Genomic DNA, 23,426 nt, shown 5'->3' with positions numbered 1-23,426 from the left:
CCAATCCCCAAGGAGCACATTGATGTCTATCCGGAATCTGCGCATCGGTTTGCGCGCCAGTTTGTGTTTTGCCGTTCTGGCCTGTCTGCTGCTGGTGGTCGGCCTGTTTGGTCTGGGCCAGATGAAAACCTTGCGCGAGAGCGCGGCGGTGATCGAGGAATCGTGGATGCCCAGCATCGAAAGCATCCATGACGCAGCGGCGAACATTGCCAGTATTCGTCTCGAATCCCTGCGCCTGATCACCAGTACTCAGGCTGCCGTTCGCGAACGCAGCAAGGGCCTTCTCACGGCGCAACGTCAGGAATTGCTCAAGCGCCTCGACGATCACAAGGCCCTGATTGCCAACGATCAGGAACGGGCGATGCTGGAAGGCTTGGGCGCCGACACCGCCAAGTACCTGAGCATCCTCGACCAGATCATCAAACAGCTTGATGCCGGACAAAACGAACAAGCCTACGCGCGCCTGACCACTGAACTGGCGCCCCAGGGCACGGTGCTCGACAAGACGCTGGAGCAAATGATCAGCCTCAATCAGCAAGGTGCGGATGCCGCCGCCAAGTCCGCGGCGGCGATGTACCAGCAGGCGCTGTGGATCGTCGCCACGATCATCGTTATCGCCCTGATTGCCACGTTGTTGCTGGCCTGGTTGCTGACACGCAGCATCACCACGCCGATCAATCAGGCGCTGAACGTCGCACGGCGGATTGCTTCGGGAGACCTCAGCGGTCGCATCGACAGCGACGGTCGTGATGAAGCGGCGCAGTTGCTCACGGCTCTGGCCGAGATGCAGGGCAATCTGCGTTCGACCATTCGCGGCATCAGCGAGTCGGCCCAGCAACTGGCCTCCGCCGCCGAGGAAATGAGTTCGGTGATGGAACAGAGCACCCGCGGCCTGCAACAGCAAAATGACCAGATCGAGCAGGCCGCCACGGCGGTCACCGAGATGAGCACGGCGGTGGATGAAGTGGCCGCCAATGCGGTGTCCAGTGCCCAGGCCTCCGAAGCATCGAACGAGGACAGCAAGCACGGGCATGTGCAGGTCAGCGAGACCATCAGCTCGATTCAGGAACTGGTCAGCGCCGTGCTCGGCGCATCCGAACAGGCCGAGGGCCTTGCGACTCAGGCTCAGGACATCAGCAAGGTGCTGGAGGTGATTCGCGGCATCGCCGGGCAGACCAACCTGCTGGCTCTGAACGCTGCGATTGAAGCCGCGCGCGCCGGCGAGGCCGGACGTGGCTTCGCAGTGGTTGCCGATGAAGTCCGTTCGCTGGCCCAGCGCACGCAGAACTCCACCGAAGAAATCGAGCTGATGATCAGCAGCATTCAGCAAGGCACCAGTGCCACCGTCGGCGCCTTGCAAAACAGCGCCGAGCAGGCCAGCCACACCCTGCGCCGGGCCAACAGCGCCGGCCAGGCTCTGGAGAAAATCACCGCGTCGATTTCGCAGATCAACCAGCGCAACCTGGTGATCGCCAGCGCCGCCGAGCAGCAGGCGCTGGTGGCCCGGGAAGTCGACGAAAACCTGGTGACCATCCGCGATCTGTCGACCCAGACTGCTGCCGGCGCCACCCAGACGTCTGCCGCCAGTCAGGAACTGTCGCGCCTGGCCGTCGACCTGAACGCACTGGTCACGCGCTTCGTGATCTGATCAGACAATTAAATGCCCGATTAGCGGTTGCCATCGCCGGGGCCCTCGGCAACACTCTCGTCCCGATCAAGGAAGGAGTGGCCCGTGAGCCCTGTCGATATTTTCCGCATGTTGTCGCTGGCTGCCATCTGGGGCGCGAGCTTCCTGTTCATGCGCATCATCGCTCCCGCGATCGGTACGGTTCCGACCGGATTCTTCCGCGTTTCAATCGCCGCCGTCGGCTTGCTGGTGATCCTCGGGCTGATGCGCATCAGCTGGGATTTCAAAGGCAAGCTCAAGACTGTGATGTTGCTCGGCGTGATCAACTCCGGCGTGCCGGCGACGCTGTATTCGGTCGCCGCCCAGGTGCTTCCGGCCGGGTACTCCGCAATCTTCAATGCCACCACGCCGTTGATGGGCGTGTTGATCGGCGGGTTGTTCTTCAGTGAAAAACTCACGCTGGCCAAACTCGCCGGGGTGTCCCTCGGCCTGCTCGGGGTGGGCGTGCTGACCCGCGCCGGCCCGGTCGCGTTCGATCTGCACCTGCTGATGGGCGCGGTCGCCTGCCTGCTCGCGACCACCTGCTACGGCTTCGCCGGGTTTCTCGCCCGACGCTGGCTGGATCAGGCCGGCGGGCTCGACAGTCGTCTGTCGGCGCTGGGCAGCATGCTCGGTGCGACCCTGTTTCTGTTGCCGCTGTTCGGTTACAGCGTCATCACTGCGCCGCCGGTGAGCTGGGGTGGCTGGAATGTCTGGCTGTCGCTGTTGGGCCTTGGGCTGGGCTGCACTGCGTTTGCCTACATCATTTACTTCCGCCTGCTGAGTTCCATCGGGCCGGTGAAATCGATGACCGTGACCTTCATGATTCCGCCATTCGGCGTATTGTGGGGGGCGCTGTTTCTCGATGAGCCGCTGTCGATGGCCCACTTGTATGGCGGGGTATTGATCGCCATTGCGCTGTGGCTGGTGCTGAAACCCGCTGTGGTGAAACCGGCAGAAATCGCCACTCGCTGATTCACAGATGCACAAAGGCCCGGGAGTTTCCTCCCGGGCCTTTTTCATGCGCGGCTATTAGGCCGATTTACGGAACACGAACACCAGACCGACGATGATCAACAGCATCCCCAGCACGCTCAACGCCGCCAGGCGATTGCCGAAGATCAAGTAGTCCATCACCGCCGTCACGGCCGGCACCAGATAGAACAGACTTGTGACATTGACCAGATTGCCCCGGGCGATCAGCCGGTACAGCAGCAACGTCGCCAGCACGGACACCACCAGCCCCATCCACAACACCGGCACGATGAAACCGGCACTGTGCTCGAAGTGGAACGGCTGAAACGGCACGAAAACCCCGCACAGCAACAGACCCGCCAGATACTGCACCGGCAGCGTGCCGAGGGGATTGTCGGTGATGCGCTTCTGCATGATCGAGCCGAAGGTCATGCTCGCCAGCGCCAGCAGCCCGAACAGCATTCCCGCCAGCGACATCCCGGCCAGACCGATGCCCTGGTAAACCACCATGATCAACCCGGCCAATCCCAACGCCAGCCCAAACATCCGGCTCGCCGAGCGCTGCCGCTCCATGATCACCACCGTGAGAATCGGCTGCACGCCCATGATGGTCGCCATCACTCCGGGCGTGACTTTTAGATCCAGCGCCAGCAGATAGAAGATCTGATAAGCCCCCAACAGCACCACCCCGGTGGCCATCGCATACAGCATCGGCTTGCCGCCCTTGGGCAGTTTCAACTTGAGCAACGGTGCCAGCAGCACCAACCCGCACAGGGCAATCACAAAACGGATCAGCAGAAAGGCAAAAGGCGAAGCGTGGGCCAGCCCCCACTTGGAGAAGATCGCCCCGCTGCTCCACAGCAGAACGAACAGGCTCGTGGACGCCGCCGCGAGCGCGGATTTTTTCGAAAGGACAAACATGAATACCACCTGTAGTCAGGCAAATAGCCAATTCAGCCGAAGCTGAAATTCAGTAGGTTTTTTCAGGCGGGCACAGGGGTCAGCAGAAAACGCCGATCAGCCCGAAACACCAACGCCCGGCGGTGATACGACTGCGCACACCGGCGTGCTACTGACAGGTGGAGGGTAATGACTGATCTGCACAGGCTGCTGATTCCCGCACGGCACGACGCCAGCGTTGACCGCTGAATCGACTACCGCGTTGATGAGGGATGCAGGCATCTGGGCTGATCTTTTTTGAAGGGTTGAAAGGTGAGTCATACGACTCACGAGCGCCGACTATAACCAGCCCGCGACATGGATTGCAACGACTTGGACAAAGGGCCAGTAGCGACAGGCAGGAGGCAGGCGCATAGGCTCGTTTGCAATTGCAACGACCATTGATGGGGGACATGGAATGCGCGAGATCATATGCCAAGGGAACGGAGTCATCTGCGGTATCAGTTGTACAAATCGCAAGCCAGGAAGCTTGCCCGCCTTGCCACTACTCAACTCCAGATTGACCTGGAGATGGCTGGCCCCACAACGCTTGACCTTTCGAAAGTACGTTTCGAACCCATCGACTCGTTGGCGCTGAGTGCTTTTGAGTGTTGGGAGAGCCCGCATTTTTCATGGGAAGAAGTCATTGGATGGAAAGCGCGCGAACCTCTCGCTCTCGACATCGCAATCTGGTTTGAATCTGAACTGTGCGGACTTTGCTTTGCCAACCCGAATAAAAGTCGACAACGCATCCGAATCGTACGACTGGAGGGGCGGCCAACAGAAACACATCCATTGAAGAACCGTGTTGCACCGCTATCCGTTCTGGCAATTGAGCAATACGCGCGCATCATTGGCAGTAGCTTGATCGAGGCTCAAGAACCATTCCAGGGAGCAATACCAATTTACGAACAGCTCGGCTTCGGTTTGGATAACGAGGGTCGCCTTGTCAAAACAGTAGGGAGCCTAGTATTGTGAAAAACGCTCAAATATTGATCAACCAAGGTGGGAATATGCGCAAAGAAATAAAAAAATCCCCCAGAAAGAAAAAAGCGCATGCAATAAGGGGTGAATCTGATCCGGCGGTTCTGACAGCCAGTCAAAGACGGCTCTTACAGATCATTGCAACCGGCACCTCTATCGATGAACCAAGCTTACTTGCTGGCCGTCCCTGATTCCGAAAACAAAAAACCGCTCAAACGAGCGGTTTTTTATGCTTTTAATTCCAGCCTCAACCAAACAGCCAATACCCCAGCAACGTCAGCACCACCACCGCCAGCACTGGCCGCATCACGCGGTAGGCTTTTGGATTACGGCGTTTCCACTGCTTGACCTTACCGCTGAACTTGTCGCTGAAGTTCTTGCTCCACGCATAAGCCTGGTTGATCCCGCCAACACGCTCGTCGTCGAGGTTCTGCGGTGCCGTGGCACGGCCCAGCCAGGCGCTGATGAAGCGGTTGATGCGGGTCATGAGGCGATTGCTCAGCGGCCGCTCGATGTCGCAGAACAGGATGACGCGGGTCTGTTCGGTTTCGTTCTTGACCCAATGCACGTAGGTCTCGTCGAACATCACGTCTTCACCGTCGCGCCAGGCGTAGACCTGACCGTCGACGAAGATTCGGCAATCGTCGGAGTTTGGCGTTGACAGACCAAGGTGATAACGCAGGGAACCAGCGAACGGATCGCGGTGCGGGTTCAAATGGCTGCCGCCCGGCAACAGCGCGAACATCGCGCCTTTGACGTTGGGGATGGCACTGACCAGCGCCACGGTTTTCGGGCACAGGGTTTCGGCCGATGGCAGCGGTTTGTCGTACCACTTGAGGTAGAAACGCTTCCAGCCTTTCTTGAAGAACGAGCCGAAACCGGCGTCGTTGTTCTTCTCGGCGGCGCGAATATAACCCTCGTCGAACAGGTGCATCGCTTCGTCGCGAATGGTTTCCCAGTTATCACGCAACACGTCCAGCTCCGGAAACTTGCTGCGATCCAGATATGGTTTGGATGGCACGCCCGAGAACAGGTACATCAAGGCGTTATACGGGGCGAACAGCGCCGAGTGGTTGACGAACTGCCGCAGCACCGGCAAACGCGCCTTGCCGCGCAAATGCACGTAGAGGATGCTGCCCACAAACAGCAGCAACACCGACACCTTGGCGGCTAACGAAAAGGTCATCAACAACTCCTTGAAATAAGACAACGCCACGCCATGTCATTTACCCGAGATGGCGGCCGGCCATGATAAACACTACCGGCTCCGGGAAAAACCCGCCCGACTCAAGATTCAGTGTTAAGAATTGCGCAACAAAGCACTTATTAACATAACGATCCTGAACCCTGGCTGACCTGAATCAACGCACCCCTTACTGCTGGTTCTCCTGATCGGTGAACAGATCACTGAACAGCATGCTCGACAGATAACGCTCACCGGAGTCGGGCAGCACCACCACAATGGTCTTGCCCTGCATTTCCGGAGTTTCCGCCAGGCGCACCGCCACCGACATGGCCGCACCACAGGAAATCCCGCACAGGATCCCTTCCTCCTGCATCAGGCGCAGGGCCATGGCTTTGGACTCGTCATCCGTCACCAGCTCGACCCGGTCAACCATCGACAGATCAAGGTTCTTCGGCACAAAACCGGCGCCGATGCCCTGAATCTTGTGCGGGCTCGGCTTGATTTCTTGACCTGCCAGCGCCTGGGTAATCACCGGCGAAGACACCGGCTCCACCGCCACCGACAGAATCGGTTTGCCTGCCGTATTCTTGATATACCGCGACACGCCGGTGATGGTTCCGCCGGTGCCGACGCCCGCCACCAGCACATCGATGGCGCCGTCGGTGTCATTCCAGATTTCCGGGCCGGTGGTCTTTTCATGAATGGCCGGGTTGGCCGGGTTATCGAACTGGGCCGGCATGAAATATTTGCCCGCGTCACTGGCTACGATCTCGTTGGCCTTTTCGATAGCGCCTTTCATGCCCTTGGCTGGCTCGGTCAGCACCAGCTCTGCGCCCAGCGCCTTGAGCACTTTGCGCCGCTCGATGCTCATCGAGGCCGGCATGGTCAGCAGCAATTTGTAACCGCGCGCGGCCGCCACGAAGGCCAGGCCGATGCCGGTGTTGCCGGAGGTCGGCTCGACGATGGTCATGCCCGGCTTGAGTTTGCCGCTGCTTTCGGCGTCCCAGATCATGTTGGCGCCAATCCGGCACTTGACCGAGTAGCCCGGGTTGCGACCTTCGATCTTGGCCAGAATGGTCACGCCACGGGGCGCGATGCGGTTGATCTGCACCAGCGGCGTGTTGCCGATGGAATGGGCGTTGTCAGCAAAAATACGGCTCATGGCTGGGTCCTTGTGCAGCGTTGAATTCAGCCTTCCAAGGTAAGCCTGTTGCCCGTGTCAGTCCAGTCGGGCCGAACGTCTGCGGCAGGCGGCAGTCAATCGCTTTACATCGTTCGGAATTTGCTGCCATGAAGCGTCGCTACCGTTGGCCATTGTGGATTTTCGCCACTGTTGTGGTGTTGCTGGTCGCCCTGCACATCGCCCTGCCCTACCTCGTGCGCGACTATCTGAATGACAAGCTGGCCAACATGGGCGACTACCGCGGCCAGATCACCGACGTCGATCTGGCGCTCTGGCGCGGGGCCTACAAGATCAATGGCCTGAAAATCGTCAAGGCCGACGGCAAGGTGCCGGTGCCATTCGTCGATGCGCCGGTTATCGACCTGTCTGTCAGTTGGCACTCGCTTTGGTACGACCATGCTGTCGTGGCGCAGGTGAAATTCTTTAAACCTCAGGTGAACTTCGTCGATGGTGGTGCCAACAGGCAGAACTCCCAGACCGGTCAGGGCACCGACTGGCGTGAGCAACTGGGCAAACTGTTGCCTATCACGCTCGACGAAGTGCAGATCAGCGATGGGCGGATCAGCTTTCGCAACTTCAACTCCAAACCACCGGTAAACATGAATGCAACCAACGTCGACGCCAGCATTTACAACCTGACCAACGTGGTCGACAAAGAAGGCAAACGCGATGCTCGCTTCGAAGGCAAGGCTCTGCTGCTGGGGCATGCCCCGCTGGAAACCACAGCCACCTTCGACCCCTTGAGCAATTTCGAAGACTTCGAATTTCGCCTGCGGGCCCGCGACATCGAACTCAAGCGCATGAACGACTTCGCCTCGGCCTACGGCAAATTCGACTTCAACGCCGGCCACGGCGATGTGGTCATCGAAGCCGCCGCCAACAAGGGCCAGCTCAAGGGCTACATCAAACCGCTGCTGCGCGACGTGGACGTGTTCAACTGGCAGCAGGATGTCGAGAACAAGAACAAGGGAATCTTCCGCTCGATCTGGGAAGCACTGGTCGGCGGCACGGAAACCGTGCTGAAAAACCAGGGCAAGAACCAGTTCGCCACCCGAGTCGAACTCAGCGGCAGCGTGCATCAGCAAGATATCAGCGCGTTCGAAGCGTTTTTGCAGATTTTGCGCAACGGATTCATTCAAGCCTTCAATGCCCGGTATGAACGGCCGAAGCCGGATGCGGGCTAAGTTTTACGGTTGACGATGTAGCGCCCGGTATCCTCTGCCGCGATCAGTGCAGGTTTCTCCTGCAACGAATCCCAACCCAGACAGGCCAGGGCCAATGATCGCGGCACCGCTTCCCGACCATTACTGTAGCGACTGATGCTGCGGGCGCTGATACCCAATGCTTCGGCCGCCTCATTCAACGGTAGACCGGTGCGAGCGCGCCAATCCATGAAAATCCGTGTGTTTTCGTCCGGCGCATTTTGCGCGAGCGCGTCCCGATACAAGGTATCGGCACCAATCTGGATATCCGGTTCCAGCCACTCCGCGCTCCAGCCGTCGTCACCCAACTCAGCGGTTGCAAACACTTCAGCGTCCAGTAGCGGAGCGAGCCCCGGATAGGTTTGCAGATCGCGGCTCAAGTCCAAGTTCAGCCGTTGGCCATCAATAAAGGTCAGCGACAGGCAAGCATCGCCAACAGCCTGCACTGCGGCCAATCGTGGCCGCTTCATGGGTAACATCGTTTCCAGTCCTCCAGCAATTGCGTCTGATGGGCCGAAACCCACGCCAACGCTTCCTTGACGATCAGTGGCGGTGCCTTGCCCATCATGAGCTCGACGGTTTCCAGGCTCAGCATCACATCCACTCCACCACCGGTCAGGTGAACATGGGGTGGAGGGTGATCCTTCTCGCGCAACTGAATGCGGTATTTTTCGCGAAATCGGTATTTGGTAGTCATGCCCGAAGGCTATCGCCAAATCGGCGATACCAGGAATACTGGCCTCGTGCCGAAACTGAGTCAACATGTGACGCCCCATTCAGAGACTGAATAAGCCGTCTGCGTTCACAGTCGACCGGGCCGCGCGTTATAGTCGGGCATCCGATTATTTCGCCCCCGCCCTGCCCGTTCAGGTCGGCGTTACCGTTCGAGGATTAGCAGATGAAGTTCGAAGGCACCCAGGCCTACGTCGCCACCGATGACCTGAAGCTGGCGGTCAACGCCGCCATCACCCTGGAGCGGCCGCTGCTGGTCAAGGGCGAACCGGGCACCGGCAAGACCATGCTCGCCGAGCAACTGGCCGAATCGTTCGGCGCCAAGCTGATCACCTGGCACATCAAGTCCACAACCAAGGCTCATCAGGGCCTGTACGAGTACGATGCGGTCAGCCGTCTGCGCGACTCGCAACTGGGCAATGAAAAAGTCCACGATGTGCGCAACTACCTGAAGAAGGGCAAGCTCTGGGAAGCGTTCGAGTCCGAAGAGCGCGTCATCCTGCTGATCGACGAAATCGACAAGGCCGACATCGAGTTCCCCAACGACCTGCTGCAAGAACTCGACAAGATGGAGTTCTACGTTTACGAGATCGACGAGACCATCAAGGCCAAGAAGCGTCCGATCATCATCATTACCTCCAACAACGAGAAAGAGCTGCCGGACGCGTTCCTGCGCCGCTGCTTCTTCCATTACATCGCCTTCCCCGACCGAACCACCCTGCAGAAAATCGTCGATGTTCACTACCCGGACATCAAGAAGGATCTGGTCAGCGAAGCGCTGGACGTGTTCTTCGACGTGCGCAAGGTGCCGGGCCTGAAGAAGAAGCCGTCGACCTCGGAACTGGTGGACTGGCTGAAACTGCTGATGGCCGACAATATTGGCGAAGCGGTGCTGCGCGAACGCGATCCGACCAAAGCCATCCCGCCGCTGGCCGGTGCGCTGGTGAAGAACGAACAGGACGTGCAACTGCTTGAGCGCCTGGCGTTCATGAGCCGTCGCGGCACCCGCTAAGAGGCTGATGCCATGTTGCTCAACCTGTTCAATGAAATGCGTGCAGCCAAGGTGCCGGTCTCGGTGCGCGAGCTGCTCGACCTGATCAACGCGCTGAAACAGCGCGTCACCTTCGCCGACATGGACGAGTTTTACTACTTGTCGCGGGCGATTCTGGTGAAGGACGAACGGCATTTCGACAAGTTCGACCGTGCGTTCGGCGCCTACTTCAACGGTCTGGAAAAGCTCGACGATCACTTGCAGGCGCTGATCCCCGAAGACTGGTTGCGCAAGGAATTCGAGCGTTCGCTGAGCGACGAGGAACGCGCGCAGATCCAGTCCCTCGGCGGCCTGGACAAGCTGATCGAAGAGTTCAAGAAACGTCTGGAAGAACAGAAGGAACGCCACGCCGGCGGCAACAAATGGATCGGCACCGGCGGCACCAGCCCGTTCGGCTCCGGCGGTTTCAACCCGGAAGGCATCCGGGTCGGCGATGCCGGCAAGCGCCAGGGCAAAGCGGTGAAAGTCTGGGATCAGCGCGAGTACAAGAACCTCGACGACTCCGTGGAGCTGGGCACCCGCAACATCAAGGTCGCCCTGCGTCGCCTGCGCAAATTCGCTCGTCAGGGCGCGGCGGAAGAGCTGGACATCGACGGCACCATCGACCACACCGCCAAGGATGCCGGCCTGCTGAACATCCAGATGCGCCCGGAACGGCGCAACACGGTGAAGCTGTTGCTGCTGTTCGACATCGGCGGCTCGATGGACGCCCACGTGAAGATCTGCGAGGAATTGTTCTCGGCCTGCAAGACCGAGTTCAAGCATCTGGAGTACTTCTACTTCCACAACTTCATTTATGAATCGGTGTGGAAGAACAACATGCGCCGCACTTCCGAGCGCACGTCGACCCAGGACCTGCTGCACAAGTACGGCGCCGACTACAAAGTGATCTTCATCGGTGACGCCGCGATGGCGCCTTATGAAATCACCCAGGCTGGCGGCAGCGTCGAGCACTGGAACGAAGAGCCGGGTTACGTGTGGATGCAGCGCTTCATGGAGAAGTACAAGAAGCTCATCTGGATCAATCCGTACCCGAAAGATACGTGGGGCTATACATCGTCGACCAATATCGTGCGGGACTTGATCGAGGATCAGATGTATCCGCTGACGTTGCGCGGGCTGGAAGAGGGGATGCGGTTTCTGTCCAAGTAAGCGGATGGTTCCCATGTCGAGGCGTCGAACCGTCTGCGTGGGAATGCATCAAGTGACGCTCTGCGTCACTGGGACGCGGAGCGTCCCGGGCGGCATTCCCACGCGGAGCGTGGGAACGATCAAACGCAGACGCGTTCGACGTGGGAACGATCAAGTAAAGCGCTGTAGATATTCGAGGTGTTCCCGGTGTGCGACGTCCTGCACCACCGGGCGCAATCTGACCTTCGCCCCCGGCAGACACTGTGCCAGTCGAGCCAGCGCCAGCGGCGTCAAGGCACCCAATCGCGGATAGCCGCCAATGGTCTGCCGATCATTGAGCAACACGATCGGCTGCCCGTCCGGCGGCACCTGCACCGCGCCCAGCGGAATGCCCTCGGAAATCATCGGTTTGCCCTGATATTGCAACGCCGTGCCCAACAGACGAATACCCATGCGATCGGCGCGACTGTCCAGCGTCCAGGCACGGTTGAAGGCATCGAACAGACTCTGCCCGCTGAACTGACCGATCTGCGCGCCGAGCACCAGATCGAGCGGCGCGTCGAGGCGCAGGTCCGGTCGATGCTGCGCCGGGACTTCACGCACCAACAGGGTTTCGCCCTGATAACTCAGCGAAGCGCCCTTGGCCAATGGCAAGCCAAAACCATCAAGACCGCCAAGCTCCTCACGCACCACCGTGGCACTGCTGCCCAGCACTTTCGGCGCACTGAAACCGCCGGGCGCCGCCAGATAGGTCCGCGCCCCCAGTAACGGTTGGGTGAACTTCAAGGTCTGCCCTTTGCGCAGCTTGAAACTGCGCCACGGCGCCAACGCCTCGCCGTCGATCTGCGCGCCAAGGTCGGCGCCAGCCAATGCCAGCAAGCAATCTTCTTCAGCCACCACCGTGAACCCGCCGAGGGTGATTTCGATCACGGGCAAGTCCAGGCCATTGCCCAGCAGCCAGTTGGCCCAGGCCATCGACCGCCAGTCCGCCGCGCCGCCCTGGGTCACGCCCAGATGGCGCACGCCAAACCGCCCGGCATCCTGCAACAGGCACAGCGGTGTGCTCGCATCAATCGTCAGTCGGCTCATGCCAGGGCCTCCAGAGGCGTGTCATCACCGCCGAGATTGATGAATTCGGCGTGGCTCACCGCTTCGAAACGCACGGTATCGCCCGGCTGCATGAGGCTGTAGCCATCGCGTTCACGGTCGAACAGTTTTGCCGGTGTGCGACCGATCAGGTTCCAGCCACCGGGAGACACCACCGGATACGCGGCCGTCTGCCGCTCGGCGATGCCGACGCTGCCGGCGGCGACTTTCTTGCGTGGGGTATTCAGACGCGGTGCTGCCAGGACTTCTTCCACCAGCCCCATGAAGGCAAACCCCGGTGCGAATCCGAGCGCGAACACCTGATATTCACGGGCACTGTGGCGGCGGATCACCTCCTCTACTGCCAAGCCGCTGCGTTGAGACAGCAAACTCAATTCCGGTCCGACGCTCAGGTCATACCACACCGGTAGAACATGACACTGGCCGCCGGTGCGCGCATTCGGCGACAGGTCAATCAGCGCTTCGGCAATCAATTCCCGGGCCTGACTCGGATTCAGCTCGGTCAGGTCGTAATGCACCATCAACGTGGTGTACGACGGCACCAGATCGATCAGATGTGCGCCGAACACCGTGCGCAACCGCTCACTGGCGGCGAGCATCCACGGCATGTTGGCTTCGGCGATTTCATCGAACAGGCGCAGCATCAGGCAATCCAGCGCCACCACTTCCACCCGCGGATTCATGGCGCGCTCTGCTCGTTCAGGGCCTGACGAATGCGCTGCACGGCGGCCACTGAACTGGCGTTGTCACCGTGCACGCACAAAGTGTTGGCTTGCAGGTGCAGCGCGCTGCCGTCGCTGGCCGTGAGGTTGTCGCCACGGGCGATGGTCAGCGCTTGCCCGATGATGGTTTCGGAATCGTGGTGCACCGCGCCCGGCAGTTGTCGCGAAACCAGTCGGCCGACGCTGTCGTAGGCGCGGTCGGCGAAGGCTTCGAACCACAGGGTCACGCCGTATTCGTCGCCGAGCTGTTGCGCGGCCGTGTTATCGCGGGTCGCCATCAGCATCAGTGGCAGGCTGCGATCGTAAGCCGCGACGGACTGAATCACCGCCCGCAACTGCGCCGGGTTGGCCATCATGTCGTTGTACATCGCGCCGTGGGGTTTGACGTAACTGACTTTGCCACCTTGGGCACGGCAAATGCCGTCGAGGGCGCCGATCTGGTAATGCAGGATGTCTTGCAGTTCCTGGGCGGTGTAGGCCATGGAGCGGCGGCCGAACCCCACCAGATCCTGATAGGCCGGATGCGCACCGATCTGCACGCCGTGGCTCAGGGCCAGGCTGACGGTCTTGCGCATGATGCTCGGGTCGCCGGCGTGAAAGCCGCAGGCAATGTTGGCGCAGTCGATGAAGGGCATGACTTCCGCGTCCAGACCCATGGTCCAGCTGCCGAAGCTCTCGCCGATGTCACAGTTCAATAGCAGGCGGCTCACGGTGAACACTCCTGTAGTTCTTTTCTTTTTTTGCTGTGGGACAGACAGTGTCCCGCAGGTTATCAGTTACTGCGCGTCCAGTTGCTTGCCACGGGTTTCCGGCAGGCTCAACGCCGCGAGGATCACCACCCCGTAGGACACCGCCGCAAAGGCACCGATGCCTACGCTCAGTGGCACCTTCTGACTGAGCAGGCCGATCAGCAGGGGGAACAATGCCGCCAGCGCCCGGCCGATGTTGTAGCAGAAGCCCTGCCCCGAACCGCGAATCCGGGTTGGAAACAGCTCGGTGAGAAACGCGCCCATGCCACTGAAAATCCCCGAGGCGAAGAAGCCCAGCGGGAAACCCAACCACAGCATCACGCCATTGCTGACCGGTAATTGGGTGTAGAGCAGAACGATGGTGAACGAGCCGACCGCGAACAGGATGAAGTTCTTCTTGCGGCCCAGCAGGTCGGTCAAATAGGCGCTGATCACATAACCGACGTAGGAACCGATGATCACCATCGCCAGATAACCGCCGGTGCCGAGTACGCTCAAGCCGCGTTCGTTCTTCAGAAAAGTCGGCAGCCAGGAGGTGATCGCGTAATAACCGCCGAGGGCGCCAGTGGTCAGCAATGAGGCGCGAATGGTGGTGAAGAGCATGCCGGGGGCGAAGATCTCGTAGAACTTCGAAGGGCTGTCCAGAGTTTGCTTGGCTTTGGCTTCGCGGTAGATCTCCGGGTCTTTCACCAGACGCCGGACAAAAATCACGAACACCGCCGGCACGATGCCGAGGATGAACAGTGCGCGCCAGGCGTCTTCCGGTGGCAGCACCGAGAACAGCAGCGCGTACAGAATCGCCGTCAGCCCCCAACCCAGCGCCCAGCCGGATTGCACCATGCCCACCGCCTTGCCGCGATCCTTGGCGCGGATCACTTCACCGATCAGCACCGCGCCGGCGGTCCATTCACCGCCGAAACCGAAGCCCATCAGGGTTCGGGCGATCAGCAGTTGTTCGTAGTTTTGGGCGAAGCCGCAAAGGAAAGTGAAGAAGGCGAACCACAGCACCGTCAGTTGCAGGGTGCGCACGCGGCCGATGCGGTCGGAGAGAATCCCCGCCACCCAACCGCCGATGGCCGAAGCGATCAGGGTGCTGGTGTGGATCAGGCCGGCTTCGCCGGTAGTGATGCCCCACATCGCGATCAGGGTCGGCACCACGAAGCTGAGCATCTGGGTGTCCATGCCGTCCAGACCGTAGCCGATCTTGCAGCTCCAGAAGGTTCGGCGCTCCTGCTGATTGATGTTGCGATACCAGTCGAACGGGCCGGGACGGGCCGCAGTCTTGGGGAGGTCGAGGGTGTCGGGCGCACTCATGGCATGTCTCCGCAGGCTTTTATTAGTCTTGTTCGAAGCTCCGACGACGCCTATCGTGGGAACCGGATGCGTCGATTCTTGGGTGCGTCACCCGGTCGCGTCCAACGAATAAAAACCCGCCCAAGACATAAGAAAAATTTGTTGCCATGAACCTGAAGTTTCTCGAAACCTTCGTCTGGGTCGCCCGGCTGAAAAGTTTTCGCCTGACCGCCGACAAGCTGTTCACCACCCAGGCTTCGATTTCCAGCCGGATTGCAGTACTCGAAGGCGAGCTCGGGGTGAAGCTGTTCCTGCGTGACTCACGCGGCGTTAGTCTGACGCCCGAAGGTTTGAAAGTGCTGGATTATGCCGAGCAGATGCTCGACACGATGCAGGCGCTGAAGCAGTCGATCGAGACCCGATCGAGCAAGGTCGGCCGGGTGCGCATCGGGGTGATGGACACGGTGATCCACACCTGGCTCAGCCCGCTGGTGGCGCAGATGACCGATCTGTACCCAAGGGTGGAAATCGAGCTGGTGGCGGATACCTCGCTGAACCTCTGTGATCATCTGCAAAAAGGCTTTCTCGACCTGATCCTGCAAACCGACCTGGTGCGCCAGGAAAGCGTGCGCAGCCTGGAGCTGGCCAGCCACCCCATCGGCTGGATCGTCGCCAGCAACTCGATCTACAACCGCGACTACCAAAGCCTCGCCGACCTGGCGCAGGAGCGGATCATCACCTACTCGAAAAACTCCCGGCCGCACCAGGACATCCTGGCGTTGATGCAGGCCCAAGGTGTGTTGGCGCCACGGTTGAACTGTGTGAATTCGGTGTCGGCGATTACCCGGCTGTTACGCGACGGGTTCGGCATTGGCGCGTTGCCGCCGGTGCTGGTGGCCGAGGAGCTGGCGCGAGGGGAATTGACCCTGCTTGACATCGAACAGCGTCCGCCGAACCTGCAGGTGGTGGTGTCGTGGCGGGTCGGTGTGGAATGGGTCGAGGAGATCGTGACGTTGTGTCAGCAGGTGCTGGAGGAATATGCGCGCAAGGTAGGTACGGATTACATCGTTCTAAGTTGATCGTTCCCACGCTCTGCGTGGGAATGCCTAAACGGACGCTCCGCGTTCGGCTTTGGAAGGGACGCGGAGCGTCCCGGGCTGCATTCCCACGCGGAGCGTGGGAACGATCTTCATAAGTCTTACAGCCCGCGCACATCCCGGTCTTCGATCGGCCGGCTCTGGCGCAGGCGCTTGCCGCCCAGCACCACCCAGTCGATCAGACGGAACAGGCATTCAAGGCCGAACGACAGCAACATCGCGCCGCTCATGCCCCAGATCATCGCCTCCGGCGTCAGCAGGATCTGGTAGCTGTAGCCGTTCCAGGTTTCCTTGCGGATGTCCGGGTCGGCGGCCAGCACCACTTGCAGGAAGCGGATGTACCACGGGCCCTGCATCGCCTGGAATTGCTTGTCCAGCGCCAGCTGACGGTTGAGCAAGGTGCTCAGGCTGTCGGCATCGCTGCGAAACACCGGGTCTTCGCTGGCACGGTAATGGGCGACCAGTGCCTGGATATCACCCTTGAAAAACTGCTCGGCGGTGCCCTGGAAGCCGCGTAGACCAGTCTGCGCCTCGATCAGGTGCGCTTCGACCCGCTTGGCGTAATCGTTGATGAAGCCCGGCACCTGGACACCGATCAACAGGCCCGCCGCAAACAACACCAGCCGTAGATAACTGAGCAACATGGGGGTGCAATCCTTATTCGGTCGTGCCCTGGCTGACGCATTCGCCGCGTCGCCACAGGCTCCATTGGCCCGGTTCGTAGCGGGTCCAGGTTTCGTTTTCAGTCAAGGGTTCGGTGGCAATCACCGTGACCACGTCGTTGGGCGTGGTTTCGGCCTGGAAGTCGACAATCACATCGACATCCTTGAGCCGCGCCGGGCCAAACGGTGCGCGTCGGGTGATCTGCGCCAGTTTGGTCGAGCAATAGCAGAACAGCCAGTCGCCGTCGCTGAGCAGGCAGTTGAACACGCCTTTGCTGCGATATTCGGCGCAGGCCGCGACCAGATCCGGCAGCAGCACTTCTATATCGACCGGTTCCGGAAACGCTGCACGTACCCGGTTGAGCAAATCGCAGAACGCCGCTTCGCTGTCGGTATCGCCGACCGGGCGGTAGAAACTCTTGATCGGGGTGAAATCGGCGAGCTGACCGTTGTGCGCGAAGCACCAGTTGCGCCCCCACAGTTCGCGGACGAACGGGTGGGTGTTGGACAGACAGACCTTGCCGACGTTGGCCTGACGGATATGCCCGATGACCACTTCGCTCTTGATCGGATAACGCTGCACCAGATTGGCCACTTCCGACTCGCTGCTGGCCGCCGGATCCTGGAACAGGCGCAGCCCACGACCTTCGTAGAAGGCAATGCCCCAACCGTCGCGGTGCGGGCCGGTGCGGCCGCCGCGCTGCATCAGCCCGGTGAAGCTGAACACGATGTCGGTCGGCACGTTGGCACTCATGCCCAGTAATTCACACATGTGCGGACTCTCGTGATTACAGACGCGGCTCGACCCGCATGCGCTGCGGATTGCTCGGCACCGGCGGGCGACCGTAGCGGTCATCGCCGGCGCCGCCGAACGGTTGATCGGCGTCGCGCTCGTCTTCGGCACGGGCCGCTGCGCGGGCGGCTTCAGCCTGCTCCCGGCGGGCCTTGGAGGCGCGTTCGATCGGCAGGCGGATCAGCACAAAAATCAGATACAGACCGAACGCGATCATGGCGTACATGAGCAGTTCGGAAATGGCGCGCCAGGCGTTATTGCCGACCTTGAACGCCAGATCCAGCACGGTGATGGCGATGGCCGGGGCAAATTTTTCCTTCACCGGGTCAATGATGGTCGGGCTGAACAGCAACACCGCCATCAGCACACGCAGCGGCTCGCGCAGCCAACGCCACATCCAGCGGGTCATGCGCATCCACACCAGCAGGCAGCCCACGGCGGCAAAGGCGTAAAGGCCCCAGGCGATCAGATAGTCGTTCTCGGTCATGGTGTCCATGGCAAGGCAGGCAAAGAGGCGCTTATAGTAACGACTTTTCGCACGTCAGGCTTCCCCGCCGTCCGTGCGGCCCTTATTTGTCATGTCCGAGAGCTTTCCATGCCCGTATCCGCCAACGTCAACAGCGCCCCGATTGCCCACAAGGCCGCCGGTCACGACCCGTACGCCTGGCTGCAGGAACGCGACACCGACGCGGTGCTCGACTACCTCAAGGCTGAAAACGACTACCAGCAGGCGCAGACCGCCGATCAGGCCGAACTGCGCGAAACCCTGTTCGAAGAGATCAAGGGCCGGATCCTCGAAACCGACCTGTCCCTCCCCTCGCCATGGGGCCCGTACCTGTATTACACCCGCACCACAGCGGGTGACGAATATGCCCGCCACTACCGCTGCCCGCGCCCGGCCGATGACAGCCTGACCCTCGACGAAAGCCGCGAACAACTGCTGCTCGATCCGAACGCACTGGCCAACGGCGGCTTTTTCTCCCTCGGCGCCTTCAGCATCAGCCCGGATCACCAGCGTCTGGCCTACAGCGTCGACGCCTCGGGCGATGAGATTTACACGCTGTTCGTGAAGGAATTGTCCAGCGAGCGCGTCAGCGAACTGGAATTCCAGGACTGCGACGGCAGCATGACCTGGGCCAATGACAGCCTGACGCTGTTCTTCGGTGTGCTCGACGACACCCATCGCCCGCACAAGCTGTTCCGCTATCGCCTCGACGGCACGGCCGCCGAAGAGGTGTTCCACGAACCGGACGGGCGTTTCTTCCTGCACTGCTACCGCGCCAGCTCCGAGCAGCAATTGCTGTTGTCGCTGAGCAGCAAGACCACCAGCGAAGTCTGGGCGCTGGATGCCCATCAGCCGCAGCAGCCATTCACTTGCCTGGCGCGACGGGTCGAGGATCACGAATACGACGTCGATCACGGCAAGCTCGATGGCGAATGGACCTGGTTCATCCGCACCAACCGCGACGGCATCAACTTCGCCCTGTATCAGGCGCCGGACACGGGCATCGCACCCAGCGAAGCCGACTGGCAGAACCTGATCCCGCACAGCGATTCGGTGATGCTCGATGGCGTGACCCTCAACGCCGAAGCCCTGACCCTGAGCCTGCGCGAAGGTGGGCTGCCGATCATCGAAGTTCGCCCACACGGTCTGGCGCCTTATCGCGTGCAATTGCCGGACGCGGCCCACAGCCTCTACGTGCAAAACAGCCTGGAATTCGAAAGCGACCGCATCCGCCTGCGCTACGAGGCGTTGAATCGTCCGGCTCAGGTTCGGCAACTGATCCTCGCCACCGGCGAGCAGACTGTCCTCAAGGAAACCCCGGTGCTCGGCCCGTTCGACGCCGACGCCTACGTCAGCCAGCGCCTGTGGGCGACCGCGCCGGACGGCACCCAGGTGCCGATCAGCCTGGTGATGAAACGGGAAATGGTCGGCAAACCCGTGCCGTTGTACCTGTATGGTTACGGCGCCTACGGTTCGAGCCTCGACCCGTGGTTCTCCCACGCCCGCCTGAGCCTGCTGGATCGCGGCATGGCGTTCGCCATCGCCCACGTGCGCGGCGGCGGTGAGCTGGGCGAAGCGTGGTACCGCGCTGGCAAGCAGGAGCACAAGCACAACACCTTCAGCGACTTCATCGCCTGCGCCGAATTCCTGATCCTCAACGGCATCACCACCGCGCCACAACTGGCGATCAGCGGTGGCAGCGCCGGTGGCCTGCTGATCGGTGCTGTGCTCAACCAGCGTCCGGATCTGTTCGGTGTGGCGATTGCCGAAGTGCCGTTCGTCGACGTGCTTAACACCATGCTCGACCCGGATCTGCCGCTGACCGTCACTGAATACGACGAGTGGGGCAATCCCGAAGAGCCGGAGGTCTACGAGCGGATCAAGGCCTATGCGCCGTACGAAAACGTCACTGCACAGGCGTATCCCGCAACACTGGTGATCGCCGGCTACAACGACAGCCGCGTGCAATATTGGGAAGCAGCCAAGTGGGTTGCGAAATTGCGCGCGACCAAGACCGATGACAATCCATTGCTGCTCAAGACCGAACTGGGCGCCGGCCACGGCGGCATGAGCGGGCGTTATCAGGGATTACGTGACGTAGCGCTCGAATATGCATTTGTTTTCAAGGTTCTGGGCATTGCCTGAGGAACTCCGCCGGTCACTTGGGTCTTAATTCCAGACCCGATAGGCCGATAGCACATCAATCCCCTGTGGGAGCGAGCCTGCTCCGGGCGGCGATCCGACGATAGCAATCTGTCAGTCATGTTGATGTTGGCTGACACTCCGCCATCGCGAGCAGGCTCGCTCCCACAGGAGTTCTGTGCAACGCCTTGAAACAGTGAAAACAAAAAAAGACCGCACGACATGTCAGAACCCACCCTACTGAACAACGAAATCCGCGACTGGCTGATGGACTGCGGCCTGTTCGATCAATTGCAACTGGCGGATTTCGCCGCCGCTTCGGGTTACTTCAGCATCAGCACCGTGGCTGAAGGCGAAGCGATCTTTCGCGAAGGCGATGCCGGCAGTTTCATGTGCATCATCCACACCGGCCAGGTGGCCGTGCAGAAAACCGGCGGCGACGGTCAGGTCGTTACCATGGCTACCCTGCGCAGCGGTCGGGCATTCGGTGAAATGGCCGTGCTCGACGGCGAACGCCGTTCGGCGACTTGTGTGGCGGCGAGCAACTGCCAGTTGCTCAACCTCGGCAAGGACTCGCTGGAAAAAATGCTCAACGACGCGCCGAAGATCGCCGCCAAGATCATCCGCGCCCTCGCCGTCTCCCTGTCCAAACGCCTGCGCATGGCCGACGGCCAGCTCGCCGCCCAGCAGATCTAGCCCCCTGGGGATTTGGGCTTGCTGTCGTTCTGTTCCAGGCCCGGCAATGGCTGATCCTTGGACGGCGGGCTGGGCATTTCGATCGGCACCAGCGGCGGGCCGCCACTGCCGGGGCCGGCCTTGGGAATCGGCACCGGGCTGATCTGCGGATACGGGGTTGGCGTCGCAGTACCGGGCGAGCCCGGTTGCGGTGTCGGGCTGACGGGAATCGTCTGTTGCGCCTGTACGGCAGTTATCGAGAGCGCGGCCAGGGTAATGACCGTTAGAATGGTGCGCTTCATCAAGGGCTCCGTTGGCCTGAAGTCTGCCTTCAGGCTACTCCCAACGCGCCGGCTTGCCTTCCCCCCTGTAGAGATTTCCATGAAACGTTTCGTTCTGCTCGACACCACGCCGATCCCTGACAACGGCGGCGCCCTGTGCCTGTTCGAGTATGGCGAGGACTTCGTCATCAAGATCCAGGGCGGCGACGGCGGCCAATTGATGAACACCCGCATGCACGGCTCCGAAGATGCGCTGGCCGAGATCCCGTGCCGCAAGGTCGCCGGCCGGCCGAACTCGCGGGTGCTGATCGGCGGTCTGGGCATGGGCTTCACCCTTGCCTCCGCGCTCAAGCACCTGGGCAAAGGTGCCGAAGTGGTGGTCGCCGAACTGGTGCCCGGCGTCGTCGAGTGGAACCGTGGCCCGCTCGGTGAAAAGTCCGGGCGCCCGCTGCTCGATCCGCGCACGGTGATCCGTCAGGAAGACGTGGCCAAGGTGCTGCAAAGTGAGCCGAACGGTTTCGACGCAATCATGCTCGACGTCGACAATGGCCCCGAAGGCCTGACCCAGAAGGCCAACAGCTGGCTGTATTCCGCCGCAGGCCTGGCCGCCTGCGCCAGGGCGATGCGGCCCAAAGGCGTGCTGGCGGTGTGGTCGGCCAGCGCCGACCGGCAGTTTTCCGACAAATTGAAGAAGGCCGGTTTCAAGGCCGAGGAAGTCCAGGTCTTCGCCCACGGCAACAAGGGCACACGCCACACGATCTGGATTGCCGAGAAGCTCAAGGGCTGAGCTAAACTTGCGTCATAACCGTCATTAGTCTTCTGCAAAGGTGAACCCATGAGTTCGTCCACCCCGACCAACACCTCGAAGCTGGATCGCATCCTCGCCGACAACCAGCGCGACAAGGAAATGGGCTACCGCGACAAGGCCCTGAAGATGTACCCGCATGTGTGCGGTCGCTGCGCCCGTGAGTTTTCCGGCAAGCGCCTGAGCGAACTGACCGTGCACCACCGCGACCACAACCACGACAACAACCCGCAGGACGGTTCCAACTGGGAACTGCTATGCCTGTACTGCCACGACAACGAACACTCGCGCTACACCGATCAGCAGTATTTCGGCGAAGGCTCGCTGAGCACGCCGAAAATCGCCAAGGCCACGCACAATCCGTTTGCGGCACTGGCCGGTCTCATGAAAAAAGAAGACTGAGTTCCCCAACTCTGATGTGATCGTTCCCACGCTCTGCGTGGGAATGCCTCAATGGACGCTCTGCGTCCGCTTTGGGACGCGGAGCGTCCCGGGCTGCATTCCCACGCGGAGCGTGGGAACGATCAACAGCGTGGGAACGATCTGTCCTGAATCTGCCCGCCCTCCCCCAATCCCCGTATAATCGCCCTCTTTTTCCCGAAGGCACCCCGCTCGTGGCAGACAAACGGTACAGCTGCATTGGTTTGTATAACCCCAAATCACCGGAAAACGTCGGTTCGGTGATGCGCGCCGCAGGCTGCTACGGCGTGTCGACCGTGTTCTACACCGGCAAGCGCTATGAGCGCGCCGCCGATTTCGTCACCGATACCAAGCGCGTGCACTACGACATCCCGCTGATCGGCATCGACGACCTGAAAAAGATCCTGCCGCTCAATTGCGTCCCGGTCGCCGTGGAACTGGTCGACGGCGCCCGCCCGCTGCCGGAATACACCCACCCGGATCGCGCCCTGTACATCTTCGGCCCCGAAGACGGCTCGCTGGATCAGGAGATCCGCGACTGGTGCGAAGACGTCGTGTACATCCCGACCACCGGTTGCATGAACCTCGCCGCCACGGTCAACGTTGTGCTCTACGACCGCATGGCCAAAGGCCTGAACACCCGCTCCGGACCGAAATTCCGCTGAAACGCCGCACATCCGATGGAACGAGCTGACCGCCTGCGCAGTCAGCTTGTTTATCGATTACTCATTGCCTGGAGAAAGATCATGACCGAGCTCAAACGCGTCGAACGTATCGAATCCACCCCGTTTCAGAGCCGTCCTGAGCAGAACGTCGAAGGCTGGGAGCGCATCGGCTCGCTGGCCGGCGGCGTGATCATGGTCGGCAAGGGCCTGCGCCGTGGCGGCGTATTCGGGCTGATTCAGGTGGCGATTGGCGGCGTGGCCATGGCCCGCGGCATCACCGGCCACAGTTCGGTGAAAAGCCTGCTGGAGAAAAGCCGTCAGGACATGAACAACGTGCGGGCGAAGATCGAGCGGGCCGGTGAAGAGCTGAGCAAGCTCAAGGCCAATGCCGAGGCGGCGACCAACACCGCCACCGTGACCGGCAATGACTCGGTGAAATCGCCGAAAGCCGGGGTTTGACC

Annotated in this window: 27 protein-coding genes; 14 read left to right on the top strand and 13 right to left on the bottom strand. The window is 60.8% G+C overall.

From position 1 onward, the window contains the following. The first annotated feature begins 22 nt into the window (after positions 1–22). Positions 23–1,648, top strand: a complete 1,626-nt coding sequence (locus tag ACEN93_RS24200; protein ID WP_074691113.1) for a methyl-accepting chemotaxis protein — start codon at positions 23–25, stop codon at positions 1,646–1,648. An 84-nt stretch (positions 1,649–1,732) separates the two neighbouring features. After that, complete coding sequence (locus tag ACEN93_RS24195; protein ID WP_495610601.1) at positions 1,733–2,641, top strand: DMT family transporter; 909 nt, start codon at positions 1,733–1,735, stop codon at positions 2,639–2,641. 57 nt (positions 2,642–2,698) lie between these two features. Here the strand turns inward: ACEN93_RS24195 and ACEN93_RS24190 are convergent, their stop codons facing one another. After that, positions 2,699–3,562, bottom strand: coding sequence for a DMT family transporter (locus ACEN93_RS24190; RefSeq protein WP_085666757.1), 864 nt, complete (start codon positions 3,560–3,562; stop codon positions 2,699–2,701). A gap of 450 nt (positions 3,563–4,012) precedes the next feature. Here ACEN93_RS24190 and ACEN93_RS24185 point away from each other — a divergent pair, with 450 nt between their 5' ends. Both ACEN93_RS24185 and ACEN93_RS24180 read left to right on the top strand, forming a co-directional pair. Continuing rightward, positions 4,013–4,558 carry a hypothetical protein gene (locus ACEN93_RS24185; RefSeq protein WP_495610600.1) on the top strand — a complete coding sequence of 182 codons (546 nt, stop codon included), beginning with the start codon at positions 4,013–4,015 and terminating at the stop codon, positions 4,556–4,558. After that, entirely contained in the window at positions 4,555–4,755 is a 201-nt protein-coding gene (locus tag ACEN93_RS24180) for a hypothetical protein (RefSeq protein ID WP_495610599.1), read from the top strand. The genes ACEN93_RS24185 and ACEN93_RS24180 overlap by 4 nt, the downstream gene beginning before the upstream one ends. Positions 4,756–4,811: 56 nt before the next feature. Here the strand turns inward: ACEN93_RS24180 and ACEN93_RS24175 are convergent, their stop codons facing one another. After that, entirely contained in the window at positions 4,812–5,750 is a 939-nt protein-coding gene (locus ACEN93_RS24175) for an aspartyl/asparaginyl beta-hydroxylase domain-containing protein (protein ID WP_085700631.1), read from the bottom strand. A 187-nt stretch (positions 5,751–5,937) separates the two neighbouring features. After that, positions 5,938–6,912, bottom strand: a complete 975-nt coding sequence (cysK, locus tag ACEN93_RS24170) for a cysteine synthase A (RefSeq protein WP_011332943.1) — start codon at positions 6,910–6,912, stop codon at positions 5,938–5,940. A 128-nt stretch (positions 6,913–7,040) separates the two neighbouring features. On the opposite strand from cysK, the gene ACEN93_RS24165 reads away from it, so the two are divergent. Then, a complete protein-coding gene (locus ACEN93_RS24165) occupies positions 7,041–8,117 on the top strand; it encodes a DUF748 domain-containing protein (RefSeq protein ID WP_039772612.1) in 1,077 nt (358 codons plus the stop codon). Here the strand turns inward: ACEN93_RS24165 and ACEN93_RS24160 are convergent. Both ACEN93_RS24160 and ACEN93_RS24155 read right to left on the bottom strand, forming a co-directional pair. Further along, positions 8,114–8,614 (bottom strand): helix-turn-helix domain-containing protein, encoded by a 501-nt coding sequence (locus ACEN93_RS24160; RefSeq protein WP_103385771.1) that lies wholly within the window; start codon positions 8,612–8,614, stop codon positions 8,114–8,116. The two genes, ACEN93_RS24165 and ACEN93_RS24160, sit on opposite strands and share 4 nt — an antisense overlap. Continuing rightward, entirely contained in the window at positions 8,602–8,832 is a 231-nt protein-coding gene (locus ACEN93_RS24155) for a DUF4160 domain-containing protein (RefSeq protein ID WP_085666762.1), read from the bottom strand. Before ACEN93_RS24155 ends, ACEN93_RS24160 begins: the two co-directional genes overlap by 13 nt. 201 nt (positions 8,833–9,033) lie before the next feature. Here ACEN93_RS24155 and ACEN93_RS24150 point away from each other — a divergent pair, with 201 nt between their 5' ends. Next, on the top strand, positions 9,034–9,879 hold the full coding sequence (locus tag ACEN93_RS24150; RefSeq protein WP_007911294.1) for an AAA family ATPase: 846 nt from the start codon (positions 9,034–9,036) through the stop codon (positions 9,877–9,879). Positions 9,880–9,891: 12 nt separating this feature from the next. Continuing rightward, on the top strand, positions 9,892–11,070 hold the full coding sequence (locus tag ACEN93_RS24145; protein ID WP_016771218.1) for a vWA domain-containing protein: 1,179 nt from the start codon (positions 9,892–9,894) through the stop codon (positions 11,068–11,070). Between the two features lie 150 nt (positions 11,071–11,220). Here the strand turns inward: ACEN93_RS24145 and ACEN93_RS24140 are convergent, their stop codons facing one another. From ACEN93_RS24140 to ACEN93_RS24125, 4 genes are all read right to left on the bottom strand, one after another. After that, positions 11,221–12,138, bottom strand: a complete 918-nt coding sequence (locus ACEN93_RS24140) for a 5-oxoprolinase subunit C family protein (RefSeq protein WP_495610598.1) — start codon at positions 12,136–12,138, stop codon at positions 11,221–11,223. Further along, positions 12,135–12,839 (bottom strand): 5-oxoprolinase subunit B family protein, encoded by a 705-nt coding sequence (locus ACEN93_RS24135; RefSeq protein ID WP_495610597.1) that lies wholly within the window; start codon positions 12,837–12,839, stop codon positions 12,135–12,137. The genes ACEN93_RS24140 and ACEN93_RS24135 overlap by 4 nt, the downstream gene beginning before the upstream one ends. Further along, positions 12,836–13,588 carry a 5-oxoprolinase subunit PxpA gene (locus ACEN93_RS24130; protein WP_495610596.1) on the bottom strand — a complete coding sequence of 251 codons (753 nt, stop codon included), beginning with the start codon at positions 13,586–13,588 and terminating at the stop codon, positions 12,836–12,838. Before ACEN93_RS24130 ends, ACEN93_RS24135 begins: the two co-directional genes overlap by 4 nt. 66 nt (positions 13,589–13,654) lie before the next feature. Then, positions 13,655–14,941 (bottom strand): MFS transporter, encoded by a 1,287-nt coding sequence (locus tag ACEN93_RS24125; RefSeq protein ID WP_074691107.1) that lies wholly within the window; start codon positions 14,939–14,941, stop codon positions 13,655–13,657. A 146-nt stretch (positions 14,942–15,087) separates the two neighbouring features. Here ACEN93_RS24125 and ACEN93_RS24120 point away from each other — a divergent pair, with 146 nt between their 5' ends. Then, positions 15,088–15,999: a LysR family transcriptional regulator gene (locus ACEN93_RS24120; RefSeq protein ID WP_495610595.1), complete on the top strand. Its 912-nt coding sequence runs from the start codon at positions 15,088–15,090 to the stop codon at positions 15,997–15,999. Between the two features lie 119 nt (positions 16,000–16,118). Here the strand turns inward: ACEN93_RS24120 and ACEN93_RS24115 are convergent, their stop codons facing one another. From ACEN93_RS24115 to ACEN93_RS24105, 3 genes are read right to left on the bottom strand one after another with little or no spacing between them, the layout of a single operon-like run. Then, positions 16,119–16,661 (bottom strand): DUF2937 family protein, encoded by a 543-nt coding sequence (locus ACEN93_RS24115; protein ID WP_011332934.1) that lies wholly within the window; start codon positions 16,659–16,661, stop codon positions 16,119–16,121. 13 nt (positions 16,662–16,674) lie between these two features. Then, positions 16,675–17,451 (bottom strand): class II glutamine amidotransferase, encoded by a 777-nt coding sequence (locus ACEN93_RS24110; RefSeq protein WP_025110635.1) that lies wholly within the window; start codon positions 17,449–17,451, stop codon positions 16,675–16,677. A gap of 16 nt (positions 17,452–17,467) precedes the next feature. After that, the gene (locus ACEN93_RS24105) at positions 17,468–17,968 is read right to left on the bottom strand and encodes an MFS transporter (protein ID WP_103385774.1); all 501 of its coding nucleotides are present in this window, start codon (positions 17,966–17,968) and stop codon (positions 17,468–17,470) included. Positions 17,969–18,067: 99 nt separating this feature from the next. On the opposite strand from ACEN93_RS24105, the gene ACEN93_RS24100 reads away from it, so the two are divergent. After that, on the top strand, positions 18,068–20,122 hold the full coding sequence (locus ACEN93_RS24100) for a S9 family peptidase (protein ID WP_495610594.1): 2,055 nt from the start codon (positions 18,068–18,070) through the stop codon (positions 20,120–20,122). Between the two features lie 219 nt (positions 20,123–20,341). Continuing rightward, positions 20,342–20,815, top strand: coding sequence for a cyclic nucleotide-binding domain-containing protein (locus ACEN93_RS24095; RefSeq protein ID WP_007956482.1), 474 nt, complete (start codon positions 20,342–20,344; stop codon positions 20,813–20,815). Here the strand turns inward: ACEN93_RS24095 and ACEN93_RS24090 are convergent. Continuing rightward, positions 20,812–21,096 (bottom strand): hypothetical protein, encoded by a 285-nt coding sequence (locus ACEN93_RS24090; RefSeq protein ID WP_074691103.1) that lies wholly within the window; start codon positions 21,094–21,096, stop codon positions 20,812–20,814. The genes ACEN93_RS24095 and ACEN93_RS24090 overlap by 4 nt on opposite strands. Positions 21,097–21,175: 79 nt before the next feature. Here ACEN93_RS24090 and ACEN93_RS24085 point away from each other — a divergent pair, with 79 nt between their 5' ends. From ACEN93_RS24085 to ACEN93_RS24070, 4 genes are all read left to right on the top strand, one after another. Further along, positions 21,176–21,862 (top strand): spermine/spermidine synthase domain-containing protein, encoded by a 687-nt coding sequence (locus ACEN93_RS24085; protein WP_039772631.1) that lies wholly within the window; start codon positions 21,176–21,178, stop codon positions 21,860–21,862. A gap of 48 nt (positions 21,863–21,910) precedes the next feature. After that, on the top strand, positions 21,911–22,282 hold the full coding sequence (locus ACEN93_RS24080) for a YajD family HNH nuclease (protein WP_007944009.1): 372 nt from the start codon (positions 21,911–21,913) through the stop codon (positions 22,280–22,282). Positions 22,283–22,494: 212 nt separating this feature from the next. Next, the gene (locus tag ACEN93_RS24075; protein ID WP_007958066.1) at positions 22,495–22,965 is read left to right on the top strand and encodes an RNA methyltransferase; all 471 of its coding nucleotides are present in this window, start codon (positions 22,495–22,497) and stop codon (positions 22,963–22,965) included. An 81-nt stretch (positions 22,966–23,046) separates the two neighbouring features. Then, complete coding sequence (locus ACEN93_RS24070; protein WP_039772634.1) at positions 23,047–23,424, top strand: YgaP family membrane protein; 378 nt, start codon at positions 23,047–23,049, stop codon at positions 23,422–23,424. Positions 23,425–23,426 lie beyond the last annotated feature (2 nt).

It is taken from the genome of Pseudomonas sp. Pseusp21 (assembly GCF_059492145.1).
The sequence above is the reverse complement of the archived record's forward strand: the minus strand, read 5'-3'. Positions and strand labels throughout refer to the sequence as shown.